This window comes from Rossellomorea sp. GQ25 (genome assembly GCF_059758515.1).
This window is the reverse complement of sequence record NZ_JCAXEQ010000008.1, coordinates 16,975-32,420: the sequence shown is the minus strand read 5'-3', so window position 1 is coordinate 32,420 and position 15,446 is coordinate 16,975. Positions and strand designations below refer to the sequence as shown.

Below are 15,446 nucleotides of genomic sequence, written 5' to 3'. Positions count from 1 at the left end.
GAAGAGGCTGACCCGATATAAAGGTCAGCCTCTTCTTTATTATTATAAAACCTTCTTTTCAAAACGATTAATATCCGTATCTGCACCGATTACAATCAGGATATCACCTTCACGAATTTGTTCATCTGCTTGGGGAGACACAATAATATCCTTTTGTCTCTTAATCGCCACGATATTGATTCCGAATTGAGCACGGATATCCAGGTCAATTAATGAATTCCCACTCAGATGTTCATTCGCCACAATCTCTACGATGGAGTGTTCATCCGACAGTTCCAAGTAATCCAATACATTATTCGAAACGATATTATGAGCAATCCTTCTTCCCATATCGCGTTCTGGATGAACGACTTGGTTTGCACCTATTTTCCGCAAAACTTTTTCATGATAATCATTTTGAGCTTTAACGGTAATTTTTTTCACACCGATTTCTTTCATCATCAAAGTGGTTAAGATACTGGATTGGATATCGTCTCCAATAGCCACAATGACGTGATCAAAATTTCTGATTCCCAGGCTTTTTAAGACGGATTCATCCGTTGCATCTGCCACTACCGCATGAGAAGCAATGGAAGAGAATTCATTTACTTTATCTTCATCCTGATCAATCGCCATAACCTCCATGCCTTGATCTGATAATGAACGGACAATACTGCCTCCAAATCGTCCTAAACCAACAACCACAAACTCTTTTTTCACCATACATCCCCCCGCACTCTCTATAACATATATTTTAGCATAAAAAAAAGGAGAAAATGAAATTTCTCCCTGTAGTCCTCTGTATTAAATTTAGATGAGGTTTGTAGATCGATCACTTCTTGCCTTTCACATAATCAGCATCAAATAAAAACAGCCTCATTAATAGATATAGAGATGGAATCAATAATAGCAACCCTGCTATGAAGACGATGACCAGGGCCATTCCCATCGTTGGATTCGTCACACTTGTTTCGATCGTAATAAACGGTTTAAGAATATAAGGTAAATGCGATGCACCATAGCCAAAAAAGGCAAAGAAGAATTGCAGCATAACCAATATAAATGCTGTTCCAAAATTCTTACGCATGTATATCATTAGCGATGCACCAAAGAAGCAAAGGAGTGACAATCCAAACATCCACCAAATATCAATCGCCTTCTCAAAATGCTCTGCATTATGCTCTCTCAACGATACAAATACTAATAAACTTGCGAGAATCGTAGGTGGACTCCAAAACAGGGAAAACGTTCTTAATTCCTCCCTGGAATCCATATCTCCTGCTCGATTTGCATAATAGGTTAGAAATGTCGCACTTATAAATAACACTGACACAATGGAGAGGACCACTACACTCCATGAATAAGGGCTGGTAAAAAGCTCCTTTGCGAGGAAGATAACCTTATCTCCCTGTTCTTCCAGAAATCCACCTTCGGAAATCGTTAAAGCCGTGGATAAGGAAGCAGGAATTAATAACCCGGTCGCCCCATATAAAAACAGATACACGATATTATCCTTTGACCCGTAATTTCCGAAAGCATAGAAACTTCCCCTTATGGCTAGTAATATGATGGCGATACTTCCCGGAAGTAATAATGCTGTTCCATAATAATAGGCTGCGTCAGGAAAGAATCCGACAAGACCCACAAAGAAGAAGACAAAAAAGACGTTGGTTACTTCCCATACCGGAGAAAGGTATCTGCTAATCAACACGTTCAATGTATGCTCCTTGCCTTTCATTCTCCCATAAAAGGCGAAGAAGCCGGCTCCAAAATCAATCGAAGCTACTATCAGGTAACCATAAAGGAAAATCCACAATACGGTAATCCCCACCACTTCCAAACTCATACCCATTCCTCCCTTAAAGCTTCAAGCTCCTTCTTCTCAACAACCTTAAAAGAAGGAGCACCTTTATTTCTACTTAACTCGCTTTCTTAGGAAAACGTTGTTCTAATTCAGCCTCAGCAGGCTTATTTTTAAACATTTTAATCAGTACAGTCACGCATAGCACACCCAGGAGGATATAGAGTCCAACAAACAATGCAAACGTCAAGCCTACTCCATCGGCTTTCGTTGCTGCATCCGCCACTTTCATATACCCTCTCATTATCCATGGCTGACGGCCCACTTCGGCATAAATCCAACCAAATTCAATCGCCAGCATCGCCAGTGGTCCACTCGCTACAATTCCCCAAAGCAACGGTTTATTCCACTCATTTCGCTTCTTCCATTTCCAGAACAAAATAAATACCGCTGAAATAAAGATACTGTAAAACCCAATTGATACCATCAGGTCGAACAAATAGTGCACCCATAAAGGCGGCCGCTCATCTTCAGGAAATTCGTTCAAACCAATAACCTCTGTCTCAAAAGAACTCCCGGCCAGAAAACTTAAGAATCCAGGTAAGCGGATCTCATTATGGACCTCATTATTTTCATCCAGCGTACCGAATACAATCAAGTCAGCATTCTCTTCCGTTTCAAAGTGCCACTCCGCTGCAGCGAGCTTCTCAGGCTGATACTCGGCAAGAAATTTAGCTGATAAGTCCCCTGCCAGAGCAGTGGCAAAAGCGAAAATCAAAGCAGAAACCATCGTTAAACGCAGGGCTTTCTTATGATATTCCCCGCCTTTTTTACGAAGTATCGCGAATGCCGTTATCGCCGCCAACACTAAAGCCGACGTTAAATAGGCAGTCGTCAATACGTGAAACACTTTCGTAGGCGTTGCCGGATTCAACATCGCAGCAATCGGGTCGATATTTATCGCCTTCCCATTCTCTAATTCAAAACCTTGAGGAGTGTTCATAAACGCATTCACCGTTGTAATAAACAACGCTGAAGCCGAAGAACCAATCATAACCGGAATCGTCAACAGCCAGTGAATCCACTTATTTTTAAAACGGTCCCAAGTATAAAGATAGATTCCTAAAAAGATAGCCTCAAAGAAAAACGCAAAAGTTTCCATAAATAATGGCAGTGCAATCACCTGTCCGGCCACCTGCATAAATGAAGGCCACAATAAAGACAGTTGCAACCCTATGGCTGTACCTGTTACAACTCCCACCGCAACTGTAATCGTAAAACCTCTTGCCCATCTTCTGGCAAGCAAAAGATAATGAGGATCATTTCGTTTGATTCCCATAAACTCCGCAATGGAAATCATAATCGGCACCCCTACCCCAATCGTTGCAAAAATAATATGGAATGCAAGGGTTGTCGACGTGAGCATTCTGCTCAAAATCACACCATCTAAAACCATTCTATACTCCCCCTACTGATCTACTTACTATCGTAAACAGCTCTTTTCTACTGTTTATCACTTATGGTTCATTATAAACCTGAAAATGAGTTTGTGATATGTTGAACATGAATATTTTGTGACGTTTTTCACAAACATTTATTTGCTTTTATTTTAGAGGTTTTTAGGTTGGTTGGCAATGATGTTGCTTGGGGGGAGGGGGTTTGTTTTTCAAGGTGGGTATCGGTTCTAATTTTGACTATAAATTACTGATGGGTAAAGTTTTTTGGGAGAGAGTAGATTCGACCTTTTCCTTTTCCTTGTGAAGTAAGGTTCATGTTATTCAGGAGATGATAGGCCACTCTGGAGGATTCAACACCTAAGAACTCTCTTGCTTGTTTGTTGGTAATAGTCGGCCCTTACAAGGAGTAGGTATTGCCTGTTGGTGAGCATTACGGTCAAATTCTCCACAATCAGGACATTACCAAGACCTCATGTTACGTACCATATTGAATCTCTCGCAACGGGTACACCCAACACCGCGTATGATTCCTTCATGCTGTTGGTTAAATTTAGAATATGGAGCATGCTCTTTCCTAAGGAAGTTGGCAATCTTTTTAAGTTCTTCACTTCAAGAATTGAATTTGAATTTGAGTATTTATGTTGAATAGTAAGAAATTTTGCTACGAGATTCTCAATTCTAATAGCCCTATCTATAGTCTTCATAAATTGATTAGAGGTAGATATTAAAGAAGAAGAGTTTGTGAATACAACTAAAAATTCAATTGGGATAATAGGAAGTCTTTTCTTTTGGGGCCATTGTGTGAGGTGAATCTTATATCTATTCGCTTGAGAGATAGGATTGGGAAAGCCTGTTATTTCTCCATTAAGAGTCCGGGAAAATTGTTCAAATTCAGTTCGGAATTCCAGGGATCCCGCTATATTTTTTATTTCTAAAATCAATATAAAATTTCTAGTGAGAATTAGAGTATCAATTTGAATGAAACTCTCCCCATTGGTACACATAGATCGTTAAGGACGAGCATATGTTGATTATCGATTGTACTCAATTGTCGGTCTACTTTACACTCTCCATGGTAACCTGCCCAAGCTTTAAGCAAGTTTTCTTTAATCTTAGACCTTAGGCTGGATTCTCGGGGTAGCCTCCTTAACAAGGCTTCAAAATAGAGGATAATTAGGGGGATTTCTCTTACTTTAATGATCAAATTATCATTCCTTTCAAATTTGGTAATAATAGTATTCTACTTTCAAACAAGAATTCCCTTTATTTTTGGAATAATTTTAGTAATGATTTTTTATCGACCGTTATAGAGATTTATCAACCGTTATTCTGTTTTATTCAACCGAAATTTGAATTTATCAACTGTTTTTTCATTATATCAACCTTATTTTCACGATACCGACCGTTCTGCAAATTCCGACAAATTCCGCAACATCCCCACCACCACTCCCCTTCCATAACCAAAACAAAAAAACCCGCACACCAGTGCAGGGCTCCTCCAGACTCACATCGCATCCAACATCCTGAACTGTGATTTAACCAGCTCATAATAATCACCCTGTTGCTCCATCAGCTCATCGTGGTTACCGGATTCTTTGATTCTTCCATTTTCCAGAACAAAGATATTGTCCGATTCACGGATCGTAGATAGGCGGTGGGCGATGATGATCGCGGTCCGGCCGTTCAGTAGTTTATTCAATGCGTTTTGGATTTTGACTTCTGTTTCTGTATCGATGGATGCTGTCGCTTCATCCAATATAATGATTCTCGGGTTCGCCAAGAGTGCTCGAGCGAATGACAGTAATTGTCTTTCACCAACGGATAATACGTTGCCTCGTTCTTCTACTTCGGTTTCGTATCCATTTGAGAGTTTTTCGATGAATTCGTTCGCTCCTATTGCTTCGGCGGCTTTCTTAACCTCTTCGTCCGTTGCATCAGGACGTCCAAATCGGATGTTATCCATGATCGTTCCCGAGAAGATGAAGGTATCCTGAAGGACGATGCTGATTTGGCTTCGTAAGCTTGAAACCGATGCATCCCTCAGGTTTACCCCATCAATTTTCACTACACCGTTCGTTGGATCGTAAAAACGGCTGATCAGGTTGGCGATCGTGGTTTTACCAGATCCGGTATGACCGACTAAGGCAACAGTTTGGCCTGCTTTCATTTCAAGGTTGATGTTTTGGAGTGCTTTCCGTTTGTCATCGTAGGAAAATTCTACATTCTCAAACTGAATTCTTCCTTTGATGTCAGTCAGGTTCACGGCATTCGTTTTTTCATTTACAATCGGTTGTTCATCGAGGAATTCGAAGATACGCTCTGATGAAGCCATTCCGATCAGTAGTTGATTATAAACTTGACCGAGCCTTGAAATGGGCTCCCAGAACATCCCCAGGTAGAAGGCGAATGAAACAAATTCTCCCAGTTCCAGTGAGCCGCCTTGGATGAGATGAGCACCGTACCATATGAGGACCGCTGTCCCGATGGCGTTTGTCAGTTCTACCAGCGGGCGGAACATGGCATTTTTCTTTGTGGCTGTTCTCCAGCTATCGAAGTTCTCGTTGTTTACCCCGTCAAAAAAGGCCATATTTTCTTTTTCTTGAGTGAATGATTGAGTAACCCGGATCCCCTGGATGCTTTCATTCAGGTGGGAGTTCAGTTTCGATTGCTTGAGACGCACCATTTGCCAGGATCTGCGGATGTTTTTTCGTAAGCTTGTTGAGATAAAGAACATGATTGGCAGAATGACCATGACGGCAAGTGTTAACTCTGGGCTTAACGTAAAGAGAATGACGATGATTCCAATGAGTAGAATGATATCCATTAATAGATTAATAACTCCGTTTGTGAAGAGCTCTTGAAGGGAGTTAATGTCATTCATGATTCGAACCAGGATGGAACCGGCTGATCTTTGATCAAAGAAGCGATGGGATAGCCATTGAACATGGCTGAATAAATGCTTTCTTAAATCATATATGACCCCTTGCCCCAGCTGATTCATCCACCTGATTCTGAGTACATTTGCAACATAGTTCAATACATAGAGTCCTGCAATAATTCCCACTAATGTAAAAAGTAAATTGGAATCCTTCTGCCTGATTGCCTTGTCTAAAGTGTATACCCCAATCAGAATTGGTACGATCAACCTTACTGCTGTTGTGATCAGAACGGTAATGATGGATAAGGGCAGGAGTTTTTTAGAATAAGGCTTTAAATACGTTAATAACCGGTAGAGTTGCTCCCAGTTAAATGGCTTATCGATCACTTGATCTGTAGAGTAATGGAATCTGCTAAGTACACTTTTATTCACTTTGTTTTTCTGACTCAAATTCCCTCACCTACCCTTCCTGAGTTTGTAATATTTTTTTCTGGTCCTTGTATTGGATGTCATAGATTCGTTGATATGGGCCGTTATTTTTCAGTAAGAATTCATGAACTCCCCTCTCGACGACTCTCCCGTTTTCCAGTACGAGGATTTCGTCTGCATGCTTAAGGGATGAAATTCGGTGTGCAATGATAAAGGTCGTTCGATCGGACATGACTTCTTTCAGCGCTTTTTGAATTCTGAATTCGGTTTCCATGTCTACGGCGCTTGTTGCGTCATCAAGAATCAGAATCGAAGGATCTGTACAGATAGCACGGGCTATGGCAATACGCTGTTTTTGGCCACCGGAAAGACCTAACCCTCTTTCTCCGAGCCTTGTATCGTATCCATCAGGCAATTCTGAAATGAAATCATGAGCTTGTGCCCGTTTGGCTGCTTCCATGATTTCATCCATGGTTGCTTCGGGTCGCCCATACGAAATATTGGCTTTGATGGTTGAGGAGAATAGGAAAGACTCCTGAAGGACGAATCCAATATTTTTCCGCAGGGATTTTAAAGAGTAATCTTTCAGATCCCGGCCATCAATGAGAATTTCTCCCTCTTCTGGTTCATAGAAACGAGTAATGAGTTGTGTGATACTTGTTTTACCCGAGCCGGTACCTCCGATCAGACCGATGACTTTTCCGGTTTCAGCCTTAAAGGTAATATCCTCGAGGGCTGATTCATCATGAACGGTGTAATTTAGGGACACGTGCTTAAACTCTACTTCACCCTTCATCCGATTGACGTGAAGAACATCTTGATGATCTTTTATCTCTTCGTCCACTTCAAGAATTTCGAGTAAACGTTCCCCTGATGCTTTCGATTGGGAAAACAGGTTAATCGTAAATCCAAGATTCATGATCGGCCAGATAATGTACCACACTAAACTGTAAAACGCGACAAGCTCTCCTGGCTGAAGGTTTCCATTCATCACCAGATAACCACCGTATGCAAGGAGTGTCACCACACTTACATTTCCCAAGAACTCCATTAAAGGAAAGTACTTTGCCCAGATGTCTGATGTGAAAAGGTATTTATCTTTATAATCACCATTTGATTGGTTGAATTTGTTAATTTGATGATCTTCTCGCGATAAGGATTTTACTGTATTGATTCCTGAAATATTTTCTTGTACATTGGTGTTCAGCTTTCCGAATGACTTTCTGATGCCCCTGAAAGCCGGGTGAACCGCTTTATCAAATTTGTATACGGCAATTGCGAGAAATGGTAAGGAAACGAGGGTAACAAATGTCAGTTGAGGTGAATAGTAGAACATAACCCCAAAGCTTACCGTAACTAAAAGGAAAAAGCGAAGCAATTCGGAAAAACCAAATGATAAGAAGAAACGGAATGCTTCTACATCTGCCGTCAGCCGGGACATTAAATCCCCTGTTTTGGCATTATCGTAGTAACTGAACGGAAGGAACTGAAGCTTTTCATACAGTTCGTTTCTCAGTCGGTAAACGGAGGTTATACCGAATAGATCTCCATGGTATTGTTGAATAAATGTGGCAACACCTTTCACTATCATAATGCCGATAAACCCGAATGCTAAGTATGGAATCCACTGGTAGTTCCCTTGCAGAATCACATCATCAATCGTGATTTGCAGGATAATTGGATAGACTACAGTAATTCCAGTAACAAAAATCAAAAAGATCATTGAAATGATAAAATGCCTTTTATAAGGCCAATAAAAGGCTTTCAATTTTTTAAATACATCCATAATTTCTCCCCCTTCAACGTTACATAAAAAAAGAACGTATTAATAAATATATCGGCTTTCGAAATATTTATCTACCCTTTTTTAGAAATTTTTACTTTTTTATGAATTATCCTTCTAGTCTTATTATTCATATTAATTGTAAAAATGAATCCAAAAAAATAGATCGGTCTTTTGACCGATCTATTCCCACATATTTCGTTTGAACTTATTCGCTTTTTTCCATTTCATCCAGCACACGATTGACGCGCTTTTCAAGCATTTTCATTCCGCTTCCGCCAGCTTGGAAGTGACGAAGATTACCGTCTTTATCAAATACATAGTAAGCTGGGACATATTGATTTTCGAATGCATCTGTCAGTTTATGCTCACTGTCTACGAAGATTGGCTGAGTGATATCGTGCTCAGCTGCTACCTTCTTTATTTCGTCCAGGTTCAGATCATCCTCGGAGCGTGGCATATGGACAGCCGTTACATTCAGTTTATCGCTGTATTGATCACGAAATTCATTTACCTGTGGCATGGCTTCTTTACAAAGGTGACATGAGATGGACCAGAAGTGAATAAGTGTCGGCTTTTCTCCTACCAAATCTCCCTTTGTTACTTCTCCATTTAACCATTCTGTAGCACCGTTTAATTCCGGCATCGGTTCACGAAGCTTCATTAATATAGCCTCCCTTAATTTGTATCGATCGTATTCTATTGTTCACTGGATGGATTTGTACTAATCCTGAATGATAAGAAAAAGGCCTAACAAACGGTTAGGCCTTTATTCATTTAAAGATTATAAAGTTTTTTGACCTGGCTTCCAGTTTGCTGGGCAAAGTCCGCCAGTTTGAAGTGCTTGAAGAACACGTAGAGTTTCTTCAACGTCACGGCCGATATTGTTGTGGAATACTACTTGATATTGAAGTTCCCCTTCTGGGTTGATGATGTATAGTCCGCGAAGTGCAATACCTTCATCTTCGATAAGGACTCCGTATTCGCTAGATACGCTGTGGTTTGTATCTGCAGCTAATGGGTATCTTAACTCACCAAGACCATTTTCTTTACGGTCAGTGTTGATCCAAGCTAAGTGTGTATGAATAGTGTCTGTAGAAACACCGATAACTTCTGCATCTAAATCTTCGAACTCATCGTAACGGTCTGACATTGCTGTAATTTCAGTTGGACAAACGAAAGTGAAGTCCATTGGGTAGAAGAACAATACTGTCCACTTACCGTTTTTCATATTTTCTTCTAGTGACACTTTACCGAATTCTTTGTTTGGCAATACAGCGTCCATTTCAAAGCGTGGAGCTTGTTTGCCTACCATGCGTTCTGCCATGAATGAATCCCTCCAATGAGTTTTTAATGAAATATTTTACCTGAGAAAGGAAAGACGTGACAGCCTGTCCTTTCTGAATCACAATTTTCATTATAAAGGATTAGTTTTTTTTAGTCAATATTAAATTATAATAAATTTAATATTAAAATCATTATAATCTAATGACTGAATCCCTTACTTGGTTTTCCCTATTATATAGAAGTTTACTCACTTTTCTACTTGAATAAACATCTACATAAAGTTTACCACTTCTCAACTGGGGAATAAAACAATATGCTTTTTGATATACTCTTTGACATCTCCTATGGTGTATTGTGTATACTAGAATGGTCATTATTTAAAAGGAAGGATGTTTTGGATTGAATTACATACTTGGTCTTAGTGCTTTAAGTGACCGACTTTCCAATTTTAATTGGGGCGGTCTGTTGGTGACGATCGGAATTGGCGCCTTACAGATATTAGCGATATGGATCGCTTTCATTATCGTGAAAGGTGCGGCTAATAAAGTGATTGAGAGAGTCTTTGATAAGTACCGAAAGAAAAATGATGTTTCTGAAGGTCGCGCCCAAACATTACAAAGTCTTTCAAAAAATATAATCGGATACATTCTGATTTTTGTTTTCTTTGTCACTATTTTACAAATCTTCGGTATCCAGGTGACCGCGATTCTTGCCGGAGCAGGAATTGTTGGACTTGCCGTCGGCTTTGGGGCTCAAGGATTAGTAAGTGATGTGGTGACAGGATTCTTTATTCTATTGGAAAAGCAAGTGGATGTAGGAGATTACGTCTCCACTGGAAATTTCTCAGGGATAGTAGAAGAGGTTGGTTTACGAACGACTCATATTCGTGGGTTCGATGGCACTCTTCATTATGTTCCAAATAGAGAAATTACGAGTGTCAGCAATCATTCCCGCGGCAATATGAGAGCACTTGTTGATATCGGGATCTCATATGACGATGACATTGACAAAGCGATGGTAGTTCTTCAGCAGGTTTGTGATACGATCTCTCAAGAAGATGAAAATATTGTAGATGGTCCAAATGTGTTAGGTGTTCAGACACTTGGCGCTTCCGATGTAGTACTGAGAGTGTTATGCAAAACGAAAAACATGGAGCAATGGGGAGTGGAACGGAAGCTTCGTAAAGCTCTAAAAGAAGCTCTTGATCAAAATGGAATTGAAATTCCTTACCCTCATCAGGTTTATATCGAGAAGAAGGAAGGCTAACGAAAGTGAAAAGAGAAGGCGCTGGCCTTCTCTTTTTATTTGTCTCTTCTTCTTTTTGCTTTCAGTAGACGCTGAAGGCGATCATCATCCCTATTCTCTTGAGCCTCCACTCCTTTCTTTTTAACCTTGGGATTATTTATCGGCCCCTTTTTCTCTGAAACTTTAGGCAAAGATTTCTTGCTGCTTATTGGTTTCTCCCACTCATTGCGCTTGCGGTTATGTTTCACTTTTCTGCCAAGTTGTTCAAAGCTTGTTTGTTCTTTAGGAACGGAAGCAGGTATTCTCCTTTTAAGCTTATTAAAAACTCCCATTATCGGACCTAATCCAAACCTTCTTATGGCAATTTCACCAAAGAAAAGTAGAAAGCCTATAATAATAAAGAGAGGTCGAGTCGATTGTTCTCTGGATGATTTGGTTTCGAACTCTCTAAAAACTTCTTTAGTCGAGGAATACCTCTTCCCTCCCGTTGCTTCTACTATCTCGTCCAGTGATCGGGTTCCTCCCTTATAGGAGTACTCTTTCGAATATGGGACCGAAAAGCCTGTTTGGTATGAGCTTCCACTCTCTTCACCTGTCTTGGAGATATTCATATGATATAGTCCAGGAGATAACCGGCTCTCAAATTCGACTTCATAGTCTCCCGGAGCCTTGATTCTTGTCGTTGCAGGAATCTTTTTTCCACTTTCATCAAGTGCCGTTACCTCAAGTTGTGAGACATCTCCCTCCGATGCCGAAAGCTTTAACTGAGTATGTCCCCGATCATCCTTCACATCAATGGTGTACGGGTTGGATTGAATATCAGGAAACGATCGTGTAACAAGCTGATTTACGAACGTTGGCCATCCTTTCCATCTGCTGAAATCCCCTGTCCATTTTCCAGTTGTATCAGATGCAAATGCAAATGTCCTCCCAAGACCATATCTCCAAGAGGCCAAGATTGGATCATTCTTTTCACTCTTCATTTCAACTAGAGCAGTGCCTTTAGGACTTGTAGCAATATAGGCATTCATTTGCGGAATGCCTTCGGTAAATAACGATTCCCATTTAGACGAAGAAATCGCTGGATAAAATGGATTGTCTTCAATATAGGTCCTTGTAGTAATGACAGTCTCCCTTGTTAAGATACTCGGTATTACACCGGCGTCGACAACATCATAAAATCGACCTTTTCCCCACTGAGACAAATCATTCAATAGACCTCGATCTGCTCCTTCACCGATTGAGACGGTGGATAACGTGATTTGTTTATCTTGACCATCCTCTACAAGTGACTGGTAACTACCTGTCGTCGCAGATTGTCCATCTGTTAAAAGAATAATATGTTTTCTTTTTAAAGGTAGATCTTCTAAACTTTTATACGCTTGCTGTAAGGAGGTAAAGATTTCTGTTCCCCCACCAGGAGAAATGGAACGTATTTGCTCTTCTGCTTTTTTACGATCAGAAAGTGGTTTCGTCTCGACGATTTCCCATGGTCGATCGTCAAATGCAATGACTCCTAACGTATCTTTATTTCTTAGTAGAGAGACGGTTCTCGCAGCTGCTTCTTTTGCAAGAGCAATCTTTTGACCATTCATACTGCCTGAGCGGTCGAGAACAATGACAAGACCAAGAGATGGAAGCTCCTTTTTACTTTTCACATCCATATCGACGGGCAGCAATCGTTCGATCGGTGTCTTAAAATATCCTCCAAGGGCAAAACTGTCGCTTCCGCCAAACATGATAAATCCTCGTCCAAATTCTTTGACGCTTTTTTCCATGAGATGCATTTTATTCTCAGGGATGCTTGTGGCAGATACATTATCAAAAAGAATCGTCTGATATTGCAGATAGGAAGTCAGCTTTCCCGGTAACTGCTCAGGTTTGTATGAATCGACGCTAAACCCTGCTGATTTCAGTAGTGGAGTTAATGCACTTTCTCCAGAAGGGTTTTTCACCAGGAGGACTTTGGCTGGCCCTTCTGAACGGGCAAGATTGTATAGGGTATTATTTTCTTTGCTTCCATCCCCTTCAGTAAACACCTCTGCCTTATATACCAACAATCCCGATTCACCTACGACATGTTTGAACTGAAATTCATTGTCACCTTCTTGCACTTGTACAATTTCCTTAATGATTGATTGATCATTTAGGGATATTCGCATCTCTATCTCTTTTTTTGTTGTGCTGTACCCGTTAACGGTTATGGTTGTTTCTTCTCCTTCATATTGGATGGAGGGCGACGTAACATTAGTTACAGCCACGTCTTCTTTCGTATCCGATGAAAGGGAGATCCAATCCACTTCAATCCCTTTTCCCTTTAATAAAGGTATGACATTTCCCCCAGACCCCGTCGTTTCCTTCCCATCTGTGATGGCGACAATTCTTCCTCCACGGGTAAGGAGATTCGATGCATATTCCAGTCCTTCTTCGAGGTTCGTTTCTCCCTCTTTGATCTCTCCTGCAAACTGATCGATTTGATTTCTTTCTAGTGAAATTGTTCGTTCAATTTCCGAGTTTTCTCCAAAGGCAACGATTCCGTATCGATCATGTTCCGTCGTGGTTCGGGATGCTTGATTGATCAGATTCAGGATGTGATTCTCTTGTTCCGCCACAGATGCAGAACGGTCTGCTAGAATGATTACCGACCGTCCTTTATCCGGCAACATAATAAATGGGTTAGCAAGGGCTATGATCAATAGACCCATCCCACATCCCCTTAAAATGAGGACGAGCTTTTCTTCCTTCCTCTTCAATCCCTGTTTGGCAAATAGGTAGAGTACAAATCCAAGGGGAATCATTAACCATAACCAAAGGATTTCTTTAAATTCGATTCCCACGTCTGTACACCTCCCACTCGATAAATAATAAAAGAATCGCCAACATTAGAAACCACACTGAGAGGGTTTGGGGAATGCTCTTTGATTCCTCGTTTTTCATTCCTTTAGGGGTTTTAAGTGAAAATGAAGACCCTTCTGATAATTGTTTTTCCCGATCATCAAGTACGACACTGAAGTATTTCGTGTCACCACCTCGTATAGCCTGATATACACCCGGGGCTTCGGGTGCCTTGAACCCTTCCTTCCCATTCCATTGTTTTACAAAATCACCTTCAGAGGAGTATATATCCCATGTATCGCCCGAAAGAGATAATATCCTCTCTTCTCCCGGTTGATAATAGCCTAAAAACCCATGATTTTCTGATAAAAACTGATAAGAATTATAAAGAAAGATTGGAAAACCCGGATGTAATGGGAAGTCTGATTCGTTAAGGTGGAGATTTAACAAGACAAGCTTTTGACCATTCATTTCTCCCTTCTGTATGAGAGGAATGGAATCACCCATGGCAACTGATTCGAAATTCTTTATTTGGATGGAATTCACTTTTTCCACATACACTTTTTCCAGGTCAACATGTTTTAATAAGGGATCCTCATCCTTTGCCTTAATCCCATTTGCCAGAGGAGTGGATTCTTTTGACCGTGTCGGAACAATCACGGCAGGGTTGGTGACCGATAATCGCTGCCACTTCTCCTTTGTCGTCAAGATGATCTCATCCCCGGACGTCTTTTGGTCCTCTTCAATGGTTTTCACGTCTACTCCGATCGATTGAAATCCTTTTAATAAGAAGGGGTTAATTTCACCTATGACATGAATGGCTGGTTTTGTAGCAGCCTGAATACTTGAAAGACTGTTATCTTCCATGTAATCATCATTAAAATCGATTACCGCCTTATAAACTGGGCTATGGGAAAGATCAGATAATGGAACAACGGTTTCCTTTCCTGGCTCCAATGTCAGTTCCACTGAAGAGATCTCATTCTTATCATCGTAAATAGCGAGGTGGCCCCTTTGTGATACCTTACTTTGATTTTCGATCACAGCGACTCCTTTATACGAAGATCCTACCCGTTCAACCCCGAAACTTGTAAGGGAAACATTTACAGGATTAGTCAAAAGATTATGAACCTGAACAGGACTGGTAAGTTCTTCTGTAAAATCCTCTTTTTCTATTGAGTCTGAGAAGATATGTATGATTGATTCCGACCCAATTGCCAATGCCTCTCCAAGGTGAATCGCTTTTTTCATATCTTCGTGGTCATTAGATAATGGAAGGTTCTTTAATCCGTTGAGAACAACCCGGTCGTTTGTTTCTTCTGAGACAATGGTGGTTACAGATTTCCCCACTCCTAATAGGGTTACTTTTCCATCAGATTCTTCAATCAATGATTGAATGTCTTCTTTTGCTTCTTCAAAGTGAGATCGATTGTTCACCACTGCATTCATAGAGGCAGAGGTGTCCAGTAAAATGACGAGATGATCTTTTTGGGCCATTTCGGTTAATGTGTAAGGCTTTACCAGAGAAATCATTAAGAAGAAAAGGATTAGTACTTGTAAAAGAAGCAAAAGATTTTTCTGTAATCTATGAAACCATGGAGAAGCTTGCCATTCCTTCATAACCTCTTCCCATAGTAGATTAGAAGGAACAACTTGATTTCTGTATTGTTTTCGAAAGAAATACATTAAAATAACAGCGGCTATAAAAAAAGAAAATAAAAAAAAGATTGGATTCCCTATTCCCATCATATC

Annotated in this window: 11 protein-coding genes; 1 reads left to right on the top strand and 10 read right to left on the bottom strand. The window is 40.5% G+C overall.

What is annotated here, in order from left to right; translation table 11 throughout:
* Nucleotides 1-42: 42 nt before the first annotated feature.
* From AC6CIB_RS20435 to AC6CIB_RS20400, 8 genes are all read right to left on the bottom strand, one after another.
* Nucleotides 43-699 carry a potassium channel family protein gene (locus AC6CIB_RS20435; RefSeq protein ID WP_113968471.1) on the bottom strand — a complete coding sequence of 219 codons (657 nt, stop codon included), beginning with the start codon at nucleotides 697-699 and terminating at the stop codon, nucleotides 43-45.
* A 112-nt stretch (nucleotides 700-811) separates the two neighbouring features.
* On the bottom strand, nucleotides 812-1,825 hold the full coding sequence (locus tag AC6CIB_RS20430) for a cytochrome d ubiquinol oxidase subunit II (RefSeq protein ID WP_498283822.1): 1,014 nt from the start codon (nucleotides 1,823-1,825) through the stop codon (nucleotides 812-814).
* Between the two features lie 73 nt (nucleotides 1,826-1,898).
* Nucleotides 1,899-3,236, bottom strand: a complete 1,338-nt coding sequence (locus AC6CIB_RS20425; RefSeq protein WP_498283820.1) for a cytochrome ubiquinol oxidase subunit I — start codon at nucleotides 3,234-3,236, stop codon at nucleotides 1,899-1,901.
* A gap of 471 nt (nucleotides 3,237-3,707) precedes the next feature.
* Entirely contained in the window at nucleotides 3,708-4,241 is a 534-nt protein-coding gene (locus AC6CIB_RS20420) for a nuclease-related domain-containing protein (protein ID WP_498283818.1), read from the bottom strand.
* 500 nt (nucleotides 4,242-4,741) lie between these two features.
* On the bottom strand, nucleotides 4,742-6,565 hold the full coding sequence (locus AC6CIB_RS20415; protein ID WP_498283816.1) for an ABC transporter ATP-binding protein: 1,824 nt from the start codon (nucleotides 6,563-6,565) through the stop codon (nucleotides 4,742-4,744).
* 10 nt (nucleotides 6,566-6,575) lie between these two features.
* Nucleotides 6,576-8,330 carry an ABC transporter ATP-binding protein gene (locus AC6CIB_RS20410; RefSeq protein WP_498283814.1) on the bottom strand — a complete coding sequence of 585 codons (1,755 nt, stop codon included), beginning with the start codon at nucleotides 8,328-8,330 and terminating at the stop codon, nucleotides 6,576-6,578.
* Between the two features lie 205 nt (nucleotides 8,331-8,535).
* On the bottom strand, nucleotides 8,536-8,991 hold the full coding sequence (locus AC6CIB_RS20405; protein ID WP_498283812.1) for a TlpA family protein disulfide reductase: 456 nt from the start codon (nucleotides 8,989-8,991) through the stop codon (nucleotides 8,536-8,538).
* Nucleotides 8,992-9,111: 120 nt separating this feature from the next.
* Nucleotides 9,112-9,654: a peroxiredoxin gene (locus AC6CIB_RS20400; protein WP_113968382.1), complete on the bottom strand. Its 543-nt coding sequence runs from the start codon at nucleotides 9,652-9,654 to the stop codon at nucleotides 9,112-9,114.
* 359 nt (nucleotides 9,655-10,013) lie between these two features.
* Between AC6CIB_RS20400 and AC6CIB_RS20395 the strand changes: the two genes are divergently transcribed.
* Complete coding sequence (locus AC6CIB_RS20395; protein ID WP_498283810.1) at nucleotides 10,014-10,880, top strand: mechanosensitive ion channel family protein; 867 nt, start codon at nucleotides 10,014-10,016, stop codon at nucleotides 10,878-10,880.
* A gap of 35 nt (nucleotides 10,881-10,915) precedes the next feature.
* Here AC6CIB_RS20395 and AC6CIB_RS20390 read toward each other — a convergent pair whose 3' ends face one another.
* Nucleotides 10,916-13,696, bottom strand: a complete 2,781-nt coding sequence (locus tag AC6CIB_RS20390) for a VWA domain-containing protein (RefSeq protein WP_498283808.1) — start codon at nucleotides 13,694-13,696, stop codon at nucleotides 10,916-10,918.
* The gene (locus AC6CIB_RS20385; protein ID WP_498283806.1) at nucleotides 13,680-15,440 is read right to left on the bottom strand and encodes a vWA domain-containing protein; all 1,761 of its coding nucleotides are present in this window, start codon (nucleotides 15,438-15,440) and stop codon (nucleotides 13,680-13,682) included. The genes AC6CIB_RS20390 and AC6CIB_RS20385 overlap by 17 nt, the downstream gene beginning before the upstream one ends.
* Nucleotides 15,441-15,446: the final 6 nt, after the last annotated feature.

Excerpts from the sequence above, each read along its gene's own strand:
- AC6CIB_RS20430 (WP_498283822.1), bottom strand. The coding sequence starts at position 1,825 with ATGAGTTTGGAAGTGGTGGGGATTACCGTATTGTGGATTTTCCTTTAT.
- AC6CIB_RS20425 (WP_498283820.1), bottom strand. The coding sequence starts at position 3,236 with ATGGTTTTAGATGGTGTGATTTTGAGCAGAATGCTCACGTCGACAACC.
- AC6CIB_RS20420 (WP_498283818.1), bottom strand. The coding sequence starts at position 4,241 with ATGTGTACCAATGGGGAGAGTTTCATTCAAATTGATACTCTAATTCTC.
- AC6CIB_RS20410 (WP_498283814.1), bottom strand. The coding sequence starts at position 8,330 with ATGGATGTATTTAAAAAATTGAAAGCCTTTTATTGGCCTTATAAAAGG.
- AC6CIB_RS20405 (WP_498283812.1), bottom strand. The coding sequence starts at position 8,991 with ATGAAGCTTCGTGAACCGATGCCGGAATTAAACGGTGCTACAGAATGG.
- AC6CIB_RS20400 (WP_113968382.1), bottom strand. The coding sequence starts at position 9,654 with ATGGCAGAACGCATGGTAGGCAAACAAGCTCCACGCTTTGAAATGGAC.
- AC6CIB_RS20385 (WP_498283806.1), bottom strand. The coding sequence starts at position 15,440 with ATGGGAATAGGGAATCCAATCTTTTTTTTATTTTCTTTTTTTATAGCC.